This window comes from Streptomyces sp. NPDC031340 (assembly GCF_055569945.1).
This window is the reverse complement of sequence record NZ_JBVIIE010000025.1, coordinates 68,354-83,266: the sequence shown is the minus strand read 5'-3', so window position 1 is coordinate 83,266 and position 14,913 is coordinate 68,354. Positions and strand designations below refer to the sequence as shown.

Annotated in this window: 27 protein-coding genes; all 27 read right to left on the bottom strand. The window is 66.8% G+C overall.

Features of this window, described 5'->3' with window-relative positions; translation table 11 throughout:
• Positions 1-101: 101 nt before the first annotated feature.
• The 27 genes from ACZ5GT_RS21025 to rplD all read right to left on the bottom strand — a co-directional run bounded on the left by ACZ5GT_RS21025 (position 102) and on the right by rplD (position 14,906).
• A complete protein-coding gene (locus ACZ5GT_RS21025) occupies positions 102-1,124 on the bottom strand; it encodes a DNA-directed RNA polymerase subunit alpha (protein WP_003966937.1) in 1,023 nt (340 codons plus the stop codon).
• Positions 1,125-1,373: 249 nt separating this feature from the next.
• Complete coding sequence (gene rpsK, locus ACZ5GT_RS21020; protein WP_003956432.1) at positions 1,374-1,778, bottom strand: 30S ribosomal protein S11; 405 nt, start codon at positions 1,776-1,778, stop codon at positions 1,374-1,376.
• 66 nt (positions 1,779-1,844) lie between these two features.
• The gene (gene rpsM, locus ACZ5GT_RS21015) at positions 1,845-2,225 is read right to left on the bottom strand and encodes a 30S ribosomal protein S13 (RefSeq protein WP_020135802.1); all 381 of its coding nucleotides are present in this window, start codon (positions 2,223-2,225) and stop codon (positions 1,845-1,847) included.
• A gap of 195 nt (positions 2,226-2,420) precedes the next feature.
• Positions 2,421-2,534, bottom strand: a complete 114-nt coding sequence (gene rpmJ, locus ACZ5GT_RS21010) for a 50S ribosomal protein L36 (RefSeq protein ID WP_003998809.1) — start codon at positions 2,532-2,534, stop codon at positions 2,421-2,423.
• Positions 2,535-2,593: 59 nt separating this feature from the next.
• Positions 2,594-2,815, bottom strand: coding sequence for a translation initiation factor IF-1 (gene infA / locus ACZ5GT_RS21005; protein ID WP_003948620.1), 222 nt, complete (start codon positions 2,813-2,815; stop codon positions 2,594-2,596).
• A gap of 150 nt (positions 2,816-2,965) precedes the next feature.
• Positions 2,966-3,802: a type I methionyl aminopeptidase gene (gene map, locus ACZ5GT_RS21000; protein WP_469026733.1), complete on the bottom strand. Its 837-nt coding sequence runs from the start codon at positions 3,800-3,802 to the stop codon at positions 2,966-2,968.
• Between the two features lie 97 nt (positions 3,803-3,899).
• Positions 3,900-4,562 (bottom strand): adenylate kinase, encoded by a 663-nt coding sequence (locus ACZ5GT_RS20995; protein WP_469026728.1) that lies wholly within the window; start codon positions 4,560-4,562, stop codon positions 3,900-3,902.
• The gene (secY, locus tag ACZ5GT_RS20990; protein ID WP_469026722.1) at positions 4,562-5,875 is read right to left on the bottom strand and encodes a preprotein translocase subunit SecY; all 1,314 of its coding nucleotides are present in this window, start codon (positions 5,873-5,875) and stop codon (positions 4,562-4,564) included. The genes ACZ5GT_RS20995 and secY overlap by 1 nt, the downstream gene beginning before the upstream one ends.
• Before the next feature lie 189 nt (positions 5,876-6,064).
• The gene (rplO, locus tag ACZ5GT_RS20985; RefSeq protein WP_095748086.1) at positions 6,065-6,520 is read right to left on the bottom strand and encodes a 50S ribosomal protein L15; all 456 of its coding nucleotides are present in this window, start codon (positions 6,518-6,520) and stop codon (positions 6,065-6,067) included.
• Between the two features lie 2 nt (positions 6,521-6,522).
• The gene (rpmD, locus tag ACZ5GT_RS20980; RefSeq protein ID WP_003974250.1) at positions 6,523-6,705 is read right to left on the bottom strand and encodes a 50S ribosomal protein L30; all 183 of its coding nucleotides are present in this window, start codon (positions 6,703-6,705) and stop codon (positions 6,523-6,525) included.
• Between the two features lie 2 nt (positions 6,706-6,707).
• Positions 6,708-7,313: a 30S ribosomal protein S5 gene (gene rpsE / locus ACZ5GT_RS20975; protein ID WP_019753099.1), complete on the bottom strand. Its 606-nt coding sequence runs from the start codon at positions 7,311-7,313 to the stop codon at positions 6,708-6,710.
• 36 nt (positions 7,314-7,349) lie between these two features.
• On the bottom strand, positions 7,350-7,733 hold the full coding sequence (gene rplR / locus ACZ5GT_RS20970; RefSeq protein ID WP_029380981.1) for a 50S ribosomal protein L18: 384 nt from the start codon (positions 7,731-7,733) through the stop codon (positions 7,350-7,352).
• Positions 7,734-7,736: 3 nt separating this feature from the next.
• On the bottom strand, positions 7,737-8,276 hold the full coding sequence (rplF, locus tag ACZ5GT_RS20965) for a 50S ribosomal protein L6 (RefSeq protein ID WP_324789182.1): 540 nt from the start codon (positions 8,274-8,276) through the stop codon (positions 7,737-7,739).
• Positions 8,277-8,300: 24 nt separating this feature from the next.
• Positions 8,301-8,699 (bottom strand): 30S ribosomal protein S8, encoded by a 399-nt coding sequence (gene rpsH / locus ACZ5GT_RS20960; RefSeq protein WP_014674378.1) that lies wholly within the window; start codon positions 8,697-8,699, stop codon positions 8,301-8,303.
• 237 nt (positions 8,700-8,936) lie between these two features.
• The gene (locus ACZ5GT_RS20955) at positions 8,937-9,122 is read right to left on the bottom strand and encodes a type Z 30S ribosomal protein S14 (protein WP_003948630.1); all 186 of its coding nucleotides are present in this window, start codon (positions 9,120-9,122) and stop codon (positions 8,937-8,939) included.
• A 5-nt stretch (positions 9,123-9,127) separates the two neighbouring features.
• Complete coding sequence (gene rplE, locus ACZ5GT_RS20950; RefSeq protein WP_007494758.1) at positions 9,128-9,685, bottom strand: 50S ribosomal protein L5; 558 nt, start codon at positions 9,683-9,685, stop codon at positions 9,128-9,130.
• Positions 9,685-10,008, bottom strand: a complete 324-nt coding sequence (rplX, locus tag ACZ5GT_RS20945; protein ID WP_069779212.1) for a 50S ribosomal protein L24 — start codon at positions 10,006-10,008, stop codon at positions 9,685-9,687. Before rplX ends, rplE begins: the two co-directional genes overlap by 1 nt.
• A gap of 2 nt (positions 10,009-10,010) precedes the next feature.
• Complete coding sequence (gene rplN, locus ACZ5GT_RS20940; protein WP_003998823.1) at positions 10,011-10,379, bottom strand: 50S ribosomal protein L14; 369 nt, start codon at positions 10,377-10,379, stop codon at positions 10,011-10,013.
• A gap of 129 nt (positions 10,380-10,508) precedes the next feature.
• Entirely contained in the window at positions 10,509-10,796 is a 288-nt protein-coding gene (rpsQ, locus tag ACZ5GT_RS20935) for a 30S ribosomal protein S17 (RefSeq protein ID WP_003992363.1), read from the bottom strand.
• Positions 10,796-11,020 (bottom strand): 50S ribosomal protein L29, encoded by a 225-nt coding sequence (gene rpmC, locus ACZ5GT_RS20930; RefSeq protein WP_003974259.1) that lies wholly within the window; start codon positions 11,018-11,020, stop codon positions 10,796-10,798. The genes rpsQ and rpmC overlap by 1 nt, the downstream gene beginning before the upstream one ends.
• Positions 11,020-11,439, bottom strand: coding sequence for a 50S ribosomal protein L16 (gene rplP / locus ACZ5GT_RS20925; RefSeq protein ID WP_007494765.1), 420 nt, complete (start codon positions 11,437-11,439; stop codon positions 11,020-11,022). Before rplP ends, rpmC begins: the two co-directional genes overlap by 1 nt.
• A gap of 5 nt (positions 11,440-11,444) precedes the next feature.
• Positions 11,445-12,266 carry a 30S ribosomal protein S3 gene (gene rpsC / locus ACZ5GT_RS20920; protein WP_014674374.1) on the bottom strand — a complete coding sequence of 274 codons (822 nt, stop codon included), beginning with the start codon at positions 12,264-12,266 and terminating at the stop codon, positions 11,445-11,447.
• On the bottom strand, positions 12,266-12,613 hold the full coding sequence (gene rplV / locus ACZ5GT_RS20915) for a 50S ribosomal protein L22 (RefSeq protein ID WP_363040971.1): 348 nt from the start codon (positions 12,611-12,613) through the stop codon (positions 12,266-12,268). The genes rpsC and rplV overlap by 1 nt, the downstream gene beginning before the upstream one ends.
• 45 nt (positions 12,614-12,658) lie before the next feature.
• A complete protein-coding gene (rpsS, locus tag ACZ5GT_RS20910; RefSeq protein WP_030233885.1) occupies positions 12,659-12,940 on the bottom strand; it encodes a 30S ribosomal protein S19 in 282 nt (93 codons plus the stop codon).
• 12 nt (positions 12,941-12,952) lie between these two features.
• Positions 12,953-13,789 carry a 50S ribosomal protein L2 gene (gene rplB / locus ACZ5GT_RS20905; protein ID WP_351890875.1) on the bottom strand — a complete coding sequence of 279 codons (837 nt, stop codon included), beginning with the start codon at positions 13,787-13,789 and terminating at the stop codon, positions 12,953-12,955.
• A 38-nt stretch (positions 13,790-13,827) separates the two neighbouring features.
• Positions 13,828-14,247, bottom strand: coding sequence for a 50S ribosomal protein L23 (gene rplW, locus ACZ5GT_RS20900; protein WP_324789184.1), 420 nt, complete (start codon positions 14,245-14,247; stop codon positions 13,828-13,830).
• Complete coding sequence (gene rplD / locus ACZ5GT_RS20895; RefSeq protein WP_469026694.1) at positions 14,247-14,906, bottom strand: 50S ribosomal protein L4; 660 nt, start codon at positions 14,904-14,906, stop codon at positions 14,247-14,249. Before rplD ends, rplW begins: the two co-directional genes overlap by 1 nt.
• Positions 14,907-14,913 lie beyond the last annotated feature (7 nt).

The window sequence follows — 14,913 nt, the reverse complement described above, 5'->3', positions numbered from 1 at the left end:
CGAAGGGGCGCGGGGAACTGCGCGACCAGCCACGGCGGGTCCGCAGCCGAAGACCGACCCGGCGAGGCAGCGCCCTGAGACGGCCGCCCCGCCGGAGGCGATCAGTACTGCTCGGTCTCGACGAACCCGGCGTCCGCGTCGTCGTCCGCGCCGAACGCGTCCGCCGCGGCGGTGGGGTCGAATCCGGGCGGGCTGTCCTTCAGGGCCAGGCCCATGCCGGCCAGCTTCGCCTTGACCTCGTCGATGGACTTCGCACCGAAGTTGCGGATGTCCAGCAGGTCGGCCTCGGAACGGGCGACGAGCTCACCCACGGAGTGGATGCCCTCGCGCTTGAGGCAGTTGTAGGAGCGGACCGTGAGCTCCAGCTCCTCGATCGGCAGCGCGAGGTCGGCGGCCAGGGCGGCGTCCGTCGGGGACGGGCCCATGTCGATGCCCTCGGCGTCGATGTTGAGCTCGCGGGCCAGACCGAACAGCTCGACCAGGGTCTTGCCGGCCGACGCCATGGCGTCACGCGGACGCATGGCCTGCTTGGTCTCGACGTCGACGATCAGCTTGTCGAAGTCGGTGCGCTGCTCGACACGCGTGGCCTCGACCTTGTACGTGACCTTCAGCACGGGGCTGTAGATGGAGTCGACCGGGATACGGCCGATCTCCTGGCCCACCTGCTTGTTCTGCACGGCGGAGACGTAACCGCGGCCGCGCTCGACCGTCAGCTCCATCTCCAGCTTGCCCTTGCCGTTGAGCGTGGCGAGGACCAGGTCGGGGTTGTGCACCTCGACACCGGCCGGGGGCGCGATGTCGGCGGCGGTGACCAGACCCGGGCCCTGCTTGCGCAGGTACATCACGACCGGCTCGTCGTGCTCCGAGGAGACGACCAGCTGCTTGATGTTGAGGATCAGGTCGGTGACGTCCTCCTTGACGCCCGGCACGGTGGTGAACTCGTGCAGCACGCCGTCGATCCGGATCGACGTGACCGCCGCACCGGGGATCGAGGACAGGAGGGTCCGGCGGAGGGAGTTGCCGAGGGTGTAGCCGAAGCCCGGCTCCAGCGGCTCGATCACGAACCGGGAGCGGAACTCGTCGACGACCTCTTCGGTCAACGAGGGACGCTGAGCGATCAGCATGTGTGGAGATCCTTCATTCGTGGACGCCCGCTATTTGACGCCCGACGGAAACCGCGCCCGTGAAAAACGCGGGTACTGCAAGGGTACGGGCGATACGGCGCTTTCACAGTGCCGTACCGCCCGGTCCCGAAGCCGTGAAGCGGCGAGCGTCAGACGCGGCGGCGCTTCGGCGGACGGCAGCCGTGCTGCGACAATGCGGGGGACGACCCCCGCACCCCCAGCAGCAGGCCCGCCCGCCGCGCCGCAGCGTCAGACGCGGCGGCGCTTCGGCGGACGGCAGCCGTTGTGCGGGGTCGGGGTGACGTCCTGGATGGAGCCGACCTCGAGACCCGTCGCCTGCAGGGAGCGGATCGCGGTCTCACGACCGGAGCCCGGGCCCTTGACGAACACGTCGACCTTGCGCATGCCGTGCTCCTGAGCGCGGCGGGCAGCCGACTCGGCGGCCATCTGCGCGGCGAACGGCGTGGACTTCCGGGAGCCCTTGAAGCCGACGTGGCCGGCGGAGGCCCAGGAGATCACGTTGCCCGACGGGTCCGTGATGGAGACGATCGTGTTGTTGAACGTGCTCTTGATGTGCGCGTGGCCGTGAGCGACGTTCTTCTTTTCCTTGCGGCGCACCTTCTTGGCAGCGCCCTGACGACCCTTGGGGGGCATCTATTACTCCTACGGGGGAGGTGGTCGGTCCTGCAGCGAAGACCGTGGACAGGCGTCCGCTGAGGACTACTTCTTGCCCGGCTTCTTCTTGCCGGCGATGGCGCGACGCGGGCCCTTGCGGGTACGGGCGTTCGTGCTGGTGCGCTGACCGCGGACGGGCAGACCACGACGGTGACGGAGACCCTGGTAGCAGCCGATCTCGACCTTGCGGCGGATGTCGGCCTGGATCTCGCGACGGAGGTCACCCTCGGTCTTGATGTTGTTGTCGACGTACTCACGAATCGCGACGAGCTGCTCCTCGGAGAGGTCGCGAACGCGGGTGTTCGGGTCGATGCCGGTCTCGGCCAGCGTCTGCTGGGAGAGCGTCCGGCCGATGCCGAACACGTAGGTCAGGGCGACCTCCACGCGCTTTTCGCGCGGGATGTCAACACCGGAAACGCGTGCCATTCAATGGCTCCAGTTGATCTTCGGAGGTCTTCCGCAGCACCGTCTCCCGGCCGCCGTATCAGGTACGAACCGGGTCCCCGGCCTCCGAACCGGGGGTGTCGGGCGATCGCTCGCCCGGGTCCTGCGTATGAACAATTCAGCTCGCGTCGCGCGAATCCCTGCGATGTCGATGCAGAGGGATCGGTCGATCGTGCGTCAGCCCTGGCGCTGCTTGTGGCGCGGGTTCTCGCAGATGACCATGACCCGACCGTGACGGCGGATCACCCTGCACTTGTCGCAGATCTTCTTGACGCTCGGCTTGACCTTCATGGGATTGAGGTTCTCCGGGTCAGTGCCACCACCCCGCCGAGGCGGAGTGCGGGCAAGATCTACTTGTACCGGTAGACGATCCGGCCACGCGTCAGGTCGTACGGAGACAGCTCCACCACGACCCGGTCGTCAGGGAGGATGCGGATGTAGTGCATACGCATCTTGCCGCTGATGTGTGCCAGGACCTGGTGGCCGTTCTGGAGCTCGACCTTGAACATGGCGTTCGGAAGAGACTCGACGACAGTGCCCTCGATCTCGATGGCACCTTGCTTCTTGGCCACGCTTCGCCCTTCGAATCGACTACCTTGATCGACTCCCTCGCGTCCCTTACGGGCGCATGCGGACATGCGGGTGCACGAGAGCCGACGAGTCAGTCTACGTCAGCGCACCCGGAAAGACGAATCGAGGAAGTCTGCCCCGGACGAAGATCATTAAGCGAGCGGGTCCGGAGCGGCCGTGACGCCGTGCTCCGCGAGCTTGGCCCGGCCGCCGTCCGGGGCCGTCAGGACCAGCGGGCCCTGCTCCGTCAGGGCCACCGAGTGCTCCCAGTGGGAGGACCAGGTGCCGTCCGTGGTGATGACCGTCCAGTCGTCGTCCAGGACCTGCGTCTTCGGGGTGCCCAGGGAGACCATCGGCTCGATGGCGAGGCAGAGGCCGGGCACCAGCTTGGGGCCCTTGCCGCGGCGCCGGTCGACGTAGTTCAGCAGGTGCGGGTCCATGTGCATCTCGGTGCCGATGCCGTGGCCGCCGTAGTCCTCGATGATGCCGTAGCGGCCGCCGCCGGGCTTGGGCTGACGGCGGATGTACGTCTCGACGGCGCGGGAGATGTCGACGAGCCGGTTGCCGAGCTTCATCGCGGCGATGCCGGCCCACATCGACTCCTCCGTCACCCGGGAGAGCTCGATCAGCTCCGGGGCGTGACCGGAGCCCACGAAGGCCGTGTACGCGGCGTCGCCGTGCCAGCCGTCGACGATGGCGCCGCAGTCGATGGAGATGATGTCGCCGTCCTTGAGGACGACCTCGTCGGACGGGATGCCGTGGACGACGACCTCGTTGACCGAGGTGCAGATCGTCGCCGGGAAGCCGCCGTAGCCGAGGAAGTTCGGCTTGGCGTTGTGCTCGGCGAGCACCTTGCGCGCCACCAGGTCCAGGTCCCTGGTGGTGGCCCCGGGTACGGCGGCCTCGCGGGTGGCCGCGTGGATGGCGGCGACGACCAGCCCCGCCTCACGCATCTTGGCGATCTGCTCGGCGGTCTTGATCTGCACCATGGGGCCCTGCGCTCTCCGTCACTCGCGTCATCCGGTTACTGCACAACAGTACGGCCGTGACGCCCATCCGGGTGCCACGGCCGTACCGGACCGACGACTACTTGCCGTCGTCCTCGCGCTTGAGCGCCTCCAGGGCGCGCTGCGTGATCTCCTCGACCGGGCCGAGGGACGAGATCGTGACGACCAGTCCCTGGGCCTTGTAGTAGTCGATGATCGGCTCGGTCTGCGTGTGGTAGACCTCGAGCCGCTTGCGGACCGTCCCCTCGGAGTCGTCGTCACGCTGGTACAGCTCGCCGCCGCAGACGTCGCAGACGCCTTCCTGCTTCGGCTTGCTGTACGTCACGTGGAAGACGTGGGAGGAGTCGTTGCGGCAGATGCGCCGGCCGGCGATCCGCTTGACGACCTCTTCCTCGGAGACTTCCAGGTCGAGAACCGCGTCCAGCTTGATGGCTTCGGTGGTCAGCAGCTCGTCGAGCGCCTCGGCCTGCGAGACGTTGCGCGGGAAACCGTCGAGCAGGAAGCCGCCCTCGGCGTCCGGCTGCTCCATCCGGTCCTTTGCCATCGCGATCGTGACCTCGTCGGGAACGAGGTTGCCGGCGTCCATGTAGGACTTGGCGAGCTTGCCCAGCTCGGTCTGCTGGCTGATGTTGGCCCGGAACAGGTCGCCCGTGGAGATGTGCGGGACGCGCAGCTTCGCGGCGAGGCGCGTGGCCTGCGTGCCCTTTCCGGCACCCGGCGGCCCGACGAGGACGATTCGCATCAGCGGAGGAACCCTTCGTAATTGCGCTGCTGGAGCTGGCTCTCGATCTGCTTCACCGTCTCGAGACCCACACCCACGATGATCAGGATGCTGGTCCCGCCGAAGGGGAAGTTCTGGTTCGCCCCAAACCCAACCAACGCCATCGTCGGCACGAGAGCGATCAGACCCAAGTACAGCGAACCCGGCCAGGTGATCCGGTTGAGTACGTAGCTCAGATACTCAGCGGTCGGTCGGCCAGCCCGGATGCCCGGGATGAAACCACCATACTTCTTCATGTTGTCGGCGACTTCTTCGGGGTTGAACGAGATCGCCACATAGAAGAACGCGAAGAAAACGATGAGCAAGAAGTACGAAGTGATGTAAATCGGGTGATCGCCCTTGGTCAGGTTCTGCTCGACCCAGGTCTTCCAGCCCGACGTGCCGCCGGAGAACTGGGCGACCAGCGCCGGAATGTAAAGCAGCGACGACGCGAAGATGACAGGGATCACACCCGCCTGGTTGACCTTCAGCGGAATGTAGGTCGACGTCCCGCCGTAGGAACGGCGGCCGATCATGCGCTTGGCGTACTGCACCGGGATCCGGCGCTGGGCCTGCTCGACGAAGACGACCAGACCGACCATGACCAGGCCGACGAGGATGACGGTGCCGAACTCGATCCAGCCGCCCGCCAGGGTGCCCGTCTTCTTGATGGCCCACAGGGCCGAGGGGAAGGTGGCGGCGATCGAGATGAACATCAGGATCGACATGCCGTTGCCGATGCCGCGGTCGGTGATCAGCTCACCGAGCCACATGACGACGGCCGTACCGGCGGTCATGCAGATCACCATGGTGATGGTGGTGAAGATCGCCTGGTCGGGGACGATGCTCGACGCGACGGTGCAGCCGCTGAAGAGGGCGCCGCTGCGGGCGGTGGCCACCAGGCCGGTGCCCTGCAGGATGGCCAGCGCCACCGTCAGGTAACGGGTGTACTGGGTGATCTTCGCCGTGCCGGCCTGACCCTCCTTCTTGAGGGCCTCCAGACGCGGGATCACCACGGTCAGCAGCTGCAGGATGATGCTCGCCGTGATGTACGGCATGATGCCCAGCGCGAAGACCGTGATCTGCAGCAGCGCGCCGCCGCTGAACATGTTGACCAGGCCGAAGAGGCCCTGGTTGCCGGAGGCCTCGTCCACGCACTGCTGGACGGCCGTGTAGTTGACGCCGGGGATCGGGATGTGGGTACCGACCCGGTAGACCACGATGATGCCGAGCGTGAAGAGCAGCTTCTTGCGCAGGTCGGGCGTCTTGAACGCCCGGGCGAACGCGGTGAGCACGGTGCCTCCTGCGACCCCCGCGCAACAGCGTCAAGGGTGACGGTCTTGAGGTTCGACGAATAAGGAAGTGAACAGTGCAGGCCACCTTACCGGCGACACTGCCCCCCTTGGAACGACCAACCGGGGATACCTCATTGTGAGGTACCCCCGGTCGGGACTTGCTTACGTCATCGAGACGTCCGAACGGACTCAGACGAGCTCGGTGACGGTGCCGCCGGCAGCGGTGATCTTCTCCTTGGCGGAGCCGGAGACGGCGTCCACCGTCACCTGCAGCGCCACCGAGATCTCACCCTGGCCGAGGACCTTGACGAGGCTGTTCTTGCGAACGGCGCCCTTGGCCACCAGGGACTCGACCGTGACCTCGCCACCCTCGGGGTAGAGCGCGGCCAGCTTGTCGAGGTTGACGACCTGGTACTCGGTCTTGAACGGGTTCTTGAAGCCCTTCAGCTTCGGGAGGCGCATGTGCAGCGGCATCTGGCCGCCCTCGAAGCGCTCCGGAACCTGGTAACGGGCCTTCGTGCCCTTGGTACCACGACCGGCCGTCTTACCCTTCGACGCCTCACCACGACCGACACGGGTCTTGGCGGTCTTGGCGCCCGGGGCGGGACGGAGGTTGTGGATCTTGAGCGGGTTCTGCTCCGCCATGATCAGTCGACCTCCTCGACCGTCACGAGGTGGCGGACGGTGTGCACCATGCCGCGGAACTCGGGGCGGTCCTCCTTGACGACCTGCGTGTTGATGCCCTTGAGACCAAGGGAGCGCAGGGTGTCACGGTGGTTCTGCTTGCTGCCGATGTAGGACTTGACCTGCGTGATCTTGAGCTGCGCCATGATTACGCACCCGCCCCGGCACGCGCACGCAGCAGAGCCGCGGGAGCGACGTCCTCGAGGGGCAGACCACGGCGGGCCGCGATCTCCTCGGGCCGCTGCAGGCCCTTCAGGGCCTCCACGGTCGCGTGCACGATGTTGATCGCGTTGTCGGAGCCGAGCGACTTCGACAGCACGTCGTGGATACCGGCGCACTCGAGCACGGCACGCACCGGGCCACCGGCGATAACACCGGTACCGGGCGACGCGGGCTTGAGCAGCACGACACCGGCCGCCTTCTCACCCTGGATGGGGTGCGGGATGGTGCCCTGGATCCGGGGGACCTTGAAGAAGTGCTTCTTGGCCTCCTCCACACCCTTGGCGATGGCGGCCGGCACCTCCTTGGCCTTGCCGTAACCGACACCCACGGTGCCGTCACCGTCGCCCACCACGACCAGCGCGGTGAAGCTGAAGCGACGACCACCCTTCACAACCTTGGCGACGCGGTTGATCGCGACGACGCGCTCAACGTACGCGGTCTTCTCGGCGGCAGCAGCGCCGCCGTCACGGCCCTTCCGGTCCCGCCGCTCGCCGCCACCGGCACCGCTTCCGCGGCGCTGGGGTCCAGCCATTGGATTACCTCTCTCTTTCCGCTAGCTACAAGCGGCTCAGAACTTGAGCCCGGCCTCGCGGGCGGCGTCCGCCAGGGCGGCGATGCGCCCGGCGTACTGGTTGCCACCACGGTCGAACACGACGGCCTCGACACCGGCGGCCTTGGCACGCTCGGCGACCAGGGCGCCGACCTGCTTGGCCTGCGCGGACTTGTCGCCCTCGCCACCGCGGATCGAAGCGTCCAGGGTGGACGCCGACGCCAGGGTGTGGCCCTTCAGGTCGTCGATCACCTGCGCCACGATGTGGCGGTTGGAGCGGGTCACGACCAGACGGGGACGCTCCGCCGTACCGGAGACCTTCTTGCGGATCCGGATGTGGCGGCGCTTGATCGCGGCGCGCTTGTAGGCGTCGCCCTTGAGGATCTTCTGCCCGTATGCCATGGCTTACTTACCCGCCTTTCCGACCTTGCGGCGGATGACTTCGCCCTCGTACTTGACGCCCTTGGCCTTGTACGGGTCAGGCTTGCGCAGCTTGCGGATGTTGGCCGCAACCTCGCCGACCTTCTGCTTGTCGATGCCCTCGACCTGGAAGCGGGTCGGGGTCTCCACCTTGAAGGTGATGCCCTCGGGCGCCTCGACCGTGATCGGGTGGCTGTAGCCGAGCGCGAACTCGAGGTTCGAGCCCTTGGCGGTCACGCGGTAACCGACACCGCTGATCTCGAGCTTCTTCACGTAACCCTGGGTCACGCCGGTGATCATGTTCGCCACCAGCGTGCGGGAGAGGCCGTGCAGGGCCTTGCTCTGACGCTCGTCGTTGGGGCGGGTCACCTGCAGGGTGCCGTCCTCGCCCTTGGCGATCTCGATCGGCGCCACGACGGTGTGGGTCAGTTCGCCCTTGGGGCCCTTGACCGAGACCGTACGGCCGTCGATGGTGACGTCCACGCCGGCGGGAACCGCGATGGGGAGCTTGCCGATGCGCGACATAGCTGTTTCCTCCGTTCCCTTCCGCTACCAGACGTAGGCGAGGACTTCCCCACCCACGCCCTTCTTGCCGGCCTGCTTGTCGGTGAGGAGCCCGTGCGACGTGGAGATGATCGCCACGCCCAGGCCGCCGAGCACCTTCGGCAGGTTGGTGGACTTCGCGTACACCCGGAGACCGGGCTTGGAGATCCGCTTGATGCCCGCGATGGAGCGCTCACGGTTGGGGCCGAACTTCAGCTCGAGGACGAGGTTCTTGCCGACCTCGGCGTCCTCGACCTTCCAGCCCGTGATGAAGCCCTCCTGCTGGAGGATCTCCGCGATGTGGGACTTGATCTTGGAGTGCGGCATCGACACCGAGTCGTGGTACGCCGAGTTCGCATTCCGCAGACGAGTCAACATGTCTGCGATCGGATCAGTCATGGTCATGAATTGGCCTGTGGCCTTTCTCGCCGGGGTTTCCTATATGCGCCATCCCTCTCCCCGTACATGGACGGGACGGGTGCGGCGCGGGGACCTACGGCGTAGTAAGCAATCGTTGGCGGACACTGTCCGCGGGCGTTCAGGGCGGCAGAGGCCCAACCCTCCTAGCCTACGGCATAGAAGGCCGGGCCCCTGCCGACCCGGTTGCTTACCGAGAGGTCCAGGAATCCCTATTTACAGGGATTACCAGGAGCTCTTGGTCACGCCCGGCAGCTCGCCGCGGTGAGCCATCTCACGAAGGCACACGCGGCAGAGGCCGAACTTGCGGTACACGGAGTGCGGACGGCCGCAGCGCTGGCAGCGGGTGTAGCCGCGCACACCGAACTTGGGCTTACGGGCAGCCTTCGCGATGAGAGCCTTCTTCGCCATCTCGCTCACGCCTCCTTGAAGGGGAAGCCGAGGTGACGGAGGAGCGCGCGGCCCTCAGCGTCGTTGGTCGCCGTGGTGACCACGGTGATGTCCATACCCCGGACGCGGTCGATCTTGTCCTGGTCGATCTCGTGGAACATGACCTGCTCCGTGAGACCGAAGGTGTAGTTGCCACGGCCGTCGAACTGCTTGGGGGACAGGCCGCGGAAGTCGCGGATGCGCGGCAGCGCGAGCGACAGGGTGCGGTCCAGGAACTCCCACATGCGGTCGCCACGGAGCGTGACGTGGGCACCGATCGGCTGGCCCTCACGCAGCTTGAACTGCGCGATGGACTTGCGGGCCTTGGTGACGGCCGGCTTCTGACCGGTGATCGTGGTGAGGTCGCGGATGGCGCCCTCGATCAGCTTGGAGTCGCGGGCGGCGTCGCCCACACCCATGTTGACCACGATCTTGACGAGGCCGGGGATCTGCATGACGTTCTCGTACTTGAACTCGTCACGCAGCTTGCCCGCGATCTCCTCGCGGTACTTCGTCTTCAGACGCGGAGTGGTGGTGGTAGCCATCAGATGTCCTCACCCGTCCGCTTGGCAACGCGGATCTTGTTGCCCTCGTCGTCGAAGCGGTAGCCGACACGCGTGACGACCTTCTGGCCGTCCTTCTCAACGACCAGCTGGACGTTGGAGACGTGGATCGGCGCCTCGGTCGTGACGATGCCGCCGGCCTGGGAACCGCGAGCGGTCGGACCGGCCTTCGTGTGCTTCTTGACCCGGTTGACACCCTCGACCAGGACGCGGTCCTCGCGCGGGTAAGCGGCAATGACCTTGCCCTGCTTGCCCTTGTCCTTGCCGGTGATGACCTGGACCAGGTCGCCCTTCTTGATCTTCATGCTTACAGCACCTCCGGAGCCAGCGAGATGATCTTCATGAACTTCTTCTCGCGCAGCTCACGCCCGACCGGGCCGAAGATGCGGGTGCCGCGAGGGTCGCCGTCGTTCTTCAGAATGACGGCGGCGTTCTCGTCGAAGCGGATGTACGAGCCGTCCGGACGGCGGCGCTCCTTGACGGTGCGAACGATGACCGCCTTGACGACGTCACCCTTCTTCACGTTGCCACCGGGGATCGCGTCCTTGACGGTGGCGACGATGACGTCACCGATGCCCGCGTAGCGGCGACCGGAGCCACCGAGCACACGGATGCAAAGGATCTCCTTCGCACCAGTGTTGTCGGCGACACGCAGTCGCGACTCCTGCTGGATCACGTCTATCTCCTGAATGTCTGCCGGTTCCCCGGGGGCCGCTCGGTGAGCGGCCCCCGGAGCCTGGCGGAACTGTCCTGCGAGGGGTGCCCCGCAGGAGAATGCTGCAACTTGCGGAATCCCCTACGGGGATTACTTGGCCTTCTCGAGGATCTCGACGACGCGCCAGCGCTTCGTCGCGGACAGCGGCCGGGTCTCCATGAGGAGGACGCGGTCGCCGACACCCGCGGCGTTCTGCTCGTCGTGGGCCTTGAGCTTGTTCGTACGGCGGATGACCTTGCCGTACAGCGCGTGCTTGACACGGTCCTCGACGGCGACGACGACGGTCTTGTCCATCTTGTCGCTGACGACGAGACCCTCACGGGTCTTGCGGAAGCCGCGGGCCTCTGCAGTCTGCTCAGTCACGTTGCTCTCACTCATCAGGCGCTCTCCACCGTCTCGATGCCCAGCTCGCGCTCACGCATCAGGGTGTAGATCCGCGCGATGTCCTTGCGGACGGCCTTCAGCCGACCGTGGTTCTCGAGCTGACCGGTCGCCGCCTGGAAGCGGAGGTTGAACAGCTCTTCCTTGGCCTCGCGGAGCTTCGCCAGAAGCTCCTCGTTGCCCAGCTCGCGCAGCTCGGACGCCTTGGTACCGGCCGACATCACGCTTCACCTGCCTCGCGCTTGACGATCCGGCACTTCATCGGCAGCTTGTGGGCCGCACGGGTCAGCGCCTCACGGGCGATCTTCTCGTTGGGGTACGACAGCTCGAACATCACACGTCCGGGCTTGACGTTGGCGATCCACCACTCCGGCGAACCCTTACCGGAACCCATGCGGGTCTCGGCCGGCTTCTTGGTGAGGGGACGGTCCGGGTAGATGTTGATCCAGACCTTGCCGCCACGCTTGATGTGACGCGTCATGGCGATACGAGCGGCCTCGATCTGACGGTTCGTCACGTACGCCGGGGTCAGCGCCTGGATACCGTACTCGCCGAACGCAACAGTCGTGCCGCCCTTGGCAGCGCCGCTGCGTCCCGGGTGGTGCTGCTTGCGGTGCTTGACCCTACGGGGGATCAGCATGACGGTCAGGCCTCCGTTCCGGTGCTCTCAGCCGGAGCGGCGGCGGGAGCCTCGGCCTTGGGGGCCTCGGCGCCGGCAGCCTGCTGCGGCTTGCGACCGCGCCGCTCGCCACCGCGGCCACCACGGGCCGGGCGGTCGGCGCCACCGCGGGCCGGGCGGTTACCCGCACGGGCGGCAGCGTTCTCGGCGCGAACCTCGGCGATGTTCTTGACGTCGCCCTTGTAGATCCAGACCTTCACACCGATGCGGCCGAAGGTCGTCTTGGCCTCGAAGAAGCCGTAGTCGACGTTCGCGCGGAGCGTGTGCAGGGGCACACGGCCCTCGCGGTAGAACTCCGAGCGGGACATCTCGGCGCCGCCGAGACGGCCACCGCACTGGATCTTGATGCCCTTGGCGCCGGCCTTCATCGCCGACTGCATGCTCTTGCGCATGGCACGGCGGAAGGAGACGCGGGAGGAGAGCTGCTCGGCGACGGCCTGGGCGACCAGCTGGGCGTCGGTCTCGGGGTTCTTGACCTCGAGGATGTTCAGCTGGACCTGCTTGCCGGTGAGCTTCTCGAGGTCGCCGCGGATGCGGTCGGCCTCGGCGCCGCGGCGGCCGATGACGATGCCCGGACGAGCGGTGTGGATGTCCACCCGCACGCGGTCACGGGTGCGCTCGATCTCGACCTTGGAGATGCCGGCGCGCTCCATGCCGGACGTCATCATCCGACGGATGGCGACGTCTTCCTTGACGTAGTCCTTGTACAGCTTGTCGGCGTACCAACGGGACTTGAAGTCCGTGGTGACACCGAGCCGGAACCCATGCGGGTTTACCTTCTGGCCCATTACCGGGTTCCTTCCTTGCTGCTGACGACCACGGTGATGTGGCTGGTCCGCTTGCGGATCCGGTAGGCACGGCCCTGGGCGCGCGGACGGAACCGCTTCAGGGTCGGGCCCTCGTCGACGTAGGCCTCGGAGACGAAGAGGCTGTCGGCGTCGGTGTGGTCGTAGTTGTGCGCGGCGTTGGCGATGGCGCTGTCCAGCACCTTGCCGACCGGAACCGAGGCTGCCTGCGGAGCGAATCGCAGAACAGCCTGGGCCTCCGTGGCGTTCATGCCACGGATGAGGTCCACCACACGGCGGGCCTTCATGGGCGTGACGCGGATGTACCGCGCCTGGGCCCTGGCTTCCATGGTTGTCCCTTCAGAGTTACTTACGTGTCTGAATGCGATCCGCTACTAGCGGCGCTTCGACTTCCGGTCTTCCTTGACGTGGCCCCGGAAGGTGCGGGTCGGCGAGAACTCGCCGAGCTTGTGGCCGACCATCGACTCGGTGACGAACACCGGGATGTGGGTCTTGCCGTTGTGCACCGCCAGAGTGTGGCCGAGCATGGCCGGGACGATCATCGAGCGGCGGGACCAGGTCTTGATGACGTTCTTGGTGCCGGCTTCGTTTTGGGCGTCCACCTTCTTCATCAGGTGGTCGTCGACGAAGGGCCCCTTCTTCAAGCTACGAGGCATCTCAACCCGTCCTTAGCGCTTCTTGTTCGTCTTGCGGCGGCGGACGATGTACTTGTTGCTCGCCTTCTTGGGAGCACGAGTACGACCTTCCTTCTGACCCCAGGGGCTGACCGGGTGGCGACCACCGGAGGTCTTGCCCTCACCACCACCGTGGGGGTGGTCAACCGGGTTCATCGCCACACCGCGAACGGTCGGGCGGACGCCCAGCCAGCGCTTACGGCCGGCCTTGCCCCAGTTGATGTTGCTCTGCTCGGCGTTGCCGACCTCGCCGACCGTGGCGCGGCAGCGCTGGTCGACCAGGCGGATCTCACCGGACGGCATGCGGAGGTGGGCCATCGAGCCCTCCTTCGCGAGCAGCTGCACGGAGGCACCGGCGGAGCGGGCGAACTTGGCGCCACCGCCCGGACGAAGCTCCACGGAGTGGATCGTCGTACCGACCGGGATGTTGCGCAGCGCCAGGTTGTTGCCGGGCTTGATGTCGGCGCCGGGGCCGTTCTCGATCCGGTCGCCCTGGCTCAGGCCCTTGGGGGCCAGGATGTAGCGCTTCTCGCCGTCCGCGTAGTGCAGGAGCGCGATGCGCGCGGTGCGGTTGGGGTCGTACTCGATGTGCGCGACCTTCGCCGGCACGCCGTCCTTGTCGTGACGACGGAAGTCGATCAGACGGTAGGCGCGCTTGTGTCCGCCACCCTGGTGGCGAACGGTCACACGACCGGCGTTGTTACGGCCGCCCTTGCTGTGCAGCGGGCGAACCAGCGACTTCTCCGGCGTGGACCGCGTGACCTCGACGAAGTCGGCGACGCTGGCGCCACGACGGCCCGGCGTAGTCGGCTTGTACTTGCGGATTCCCATTTCTCAGTCCTCGTCCGATATCGGACGATCCGACCCGCTTACGCGGTCGGACCGCCGAAGATGTCGATACGGTCGCCCTCGGCGAGGGTCACGATCGCGCGCTTGGTGGCGGCACGCTGGCCGAAACCCGTGCGGGTCCGCTTGCGCTTGCCGGCGCGGTTGATCGTGTTGACCCCGGTGACCTTGACGTCGAAGACCGCCTGGACGGCCTCCTTGATCTGGGTCTTGTTGGCCCGCGGGTCGACGATGAACGTGTACTTGTTCTCGTCGAGGAGCGCGTAGCTCTTCTCGGAGACGACCGGCTTCAGCAGCACGTCACGGGGGTCCGTGTACGACTTGCTCAGCGGCGTCTCGACGGTGTTCTTGCCCTCGGCGGCGTGGCGACGCGCCTTGGCGACGCGCGCGGCCTTGGCGGCCTTGGCGGCCTTCGAGGCAATGGCGGGGTGACGGATGGCCATCAGACCTCGCTCCCTTCGGTGTCGTTGGCCTTGTTCGGGCCGGCGACGAAGGACTCGAAAGCGGCCTGGGTGAAGACCACGTCGTCCGAGACGAGAACGTCGTACGTGTTCAGCTGGCCCGGCTCCAGGATGTGGACCTGGGGCAGGTTGCGGGCGGACAGCCACGCGGCCTCGTCGGCGCGGTCGACGACCAGGAGCAGGTTCTTGCGCTCGCTGATCTTGCCGAACAGGCTCTTCGCGGCCTTGGTGCTGGGGCTGTCGCCCTCGACCACGCCGGAGACGACGTGGATGCGGTTGTGACGCGCCCGGTCGGTGAGGGCGTGGCGCAGGGCCGCGGCCTTCATCTTCTTCGGGGTGCGCTGCGAGTAGTCACGCGGCTGCGGGCCGTGGACGACGCCACCGCCGGCGAACTGCGGGGCGCGGGTCGAACCCTGACGGGCGCGACCGGTGCCCTTCTGGCGGTACGGCTTCTTGCCGCCGCCGCGGACCTCGCCACGCGTCTTGGTCTTGTGGGTGCCCTGGCGGGCAGCGGCCAGCTGCGCGACGACGACCTGGTGGATCAGCGGGATGCTGACCTTCTCAACGCCGAAGATCTCCGCGGGGAGCTCGACGGTACCGGCCTTGTCGCCAGCCGGCGAAAGGATGTCAACAGTGCTCATCGGTTAC

Excerpts from the sequence above, each read along its gene's own strand:
- rplF (WP_324789182.1), bottom strand. The coding sequence starts at position 8,276 with ATGTCGCGCATCGGCAAGCTCCCCATCGCGGTTCCCGCCGGCGTGGAC.
- rpsK (WP_003956432.1), bottom strand. The coding sequence starts at position 1,778 with ATGCCCCCCAAGGGTCGTCAGGGCGCTGCCAAGAAGGTGCGCCGCAAG.
- rplX (WP_069779212.1), bottom strand. The coding sequence starts at position 10,008 with ATGAAGATCAAGAAGGGCGACCTGGTCCAGGTCATCACCGGCAAGGAC.
- rplE (WP_007494758.1), bottom strand. The coding sequence starts at position 9,685 with ATGGCTACCACCACCACTCCGCGTCTGAAGACGAAGTACCGCGAGGAG.
- rplP (WP_007494765.1), bottom strand. The coding sequence starts at position 11,439 with ATGCTGATCCCCCGTAGGGTCAAGCACCGCAAGCAGCACCACCCGGGA.
- rpsC (WP_014674374.1), bottom strand. The coding sequence starts at position 12,266 with ATGGGCCAGAAGGTAAACCCGCATGGGTTCCGGCTCGGTGTCACCACG.
- ACZ5GT_RS21025 (WP_003966937.1), bottom strand. The coding sequence starts at position 1,124 with ATGCTGATCGCTCAGCGTCCCTCGTTGACCGAAGAGGTCGTCGACGAG.
- rpsH (WP_014674378.1), bottom strand. The coding sequence starts at position 8,699 with ATGACCATGACTGATCCGATCGCAGACATGTTGACTCGTCTGCGGAAT.
- rplO (WP_095748086.1), bottom strand. The coding sequence starts at position 6,520 with ATGGCGGAGCAGAACCCGCTCAAGATCCACAACCTCCGTCCCGCCCCG.
- rpmJ (WP_003998809.1), bottom strand. The coding sequence starts at position 2,534 with ATGAAGGTCAAGCCGAGCGTCAAGAAGATCTGCGACAAGTGCAGGGTG.
- ACZ5GT_RS20995 (WP_469026728.1), bottom strand. The coding sequence starts at position 4,562 with ATGCGAATCGTCCTCGTCGGGCCGCCGGGTGCCGGAAAGGGCACGCAG.
- rpmC (WP_003974259.1), bottom strand. The coding sequence starts at position 11,020 with ATGTCGGCCGGTACCAAGGCGTCCGAGCTGCGCGAGCTGGGCAACGAG.
- rpmD (WP_003974250.1), bottom strand. The coding sequence starts at position 6,705 with ATGGCGCAGCTCAAGATCACGCAGGTCAAGTCCTACATCGGCAGCAAG.
- map (WP_469026733.1), bottom strand. The coding sequence starts at position 3,802 with ATGGTGCAGATCAAGACCGCCGAGCAGATCGCCAAGATGCGTGAGGCG.
- rpsS (WP_030233885.1), bottom strand. The coding sequence starts at position 12,940 with ATGCCTCGTAGCTTGAAGAAGGGGCCCTTCGTCGACGACCACCTGATG.
- rplB (WP_351890875.1), bottom strand. The coding sequence starts at position 13,789 with ATGGGAATCCGCAAGTACAAGCCGACTACGCCGGGCCGTCGTGGCGCC.
- rpsE (WP_019753099.1), bottom strand. The coding sequence starts at position 7,313 with ATGGCTGGACCCCAGCGCCGCGGAAGCGGTGCCGGTGGCGGCGAGCGG.
- rplR (WP_029380981.1), bottom strand. The coding sequence starts at position 7,733 with ATGGCATACGGGCAGAAGATCCTCAAGGGCGACGCCTACAAGCGCGCC.
- rpsM (WP_020135802.1), bottom strand. The coding sequence starts at position 2,225 with ATGGCACGCGTTTCCGGTGTTGACATCCCGCGCGAAAAGCGCGTGGAG.
- rplV (WP_363040971.1), bottom strand. The coding sequence starts at position 12,613 with ATGGAAGCCAGGGCCCAGGCGCGGTACATCCGCGTCACGCCCATGAAG.
- rplD (WP_469026694.1), bottom strand. The coding sequence starts at position 14,906 with ATGAGCACTGTTGACATCCTTTCGCCGGCTGGCGACAAGGCCGGTACC.
- rpsQ (WP_003992363.1), bottom strand. The coding sequence starts at position 10,796 with ATGAGTGAGAGCAACGTGACTGAGCAGACTGCAGAGGCCCGCGGCTTC.
- ACZ5GT_RS20955 (WP_003948630.1), bottom strand. The coding sequence starts at position 9,122 with ATGGCGAAGAAGGCTCTCATCGCGAAGGCTGCCCGTAAGCCCAAGTTC.
- rplW (WP_324789184.1), bottom strand. The coding sequence starts at position 14,247 with ATGGCCATCCGTCACCCCGCCATTGCCTCGAAGGCCGCCAAGGCCGCC.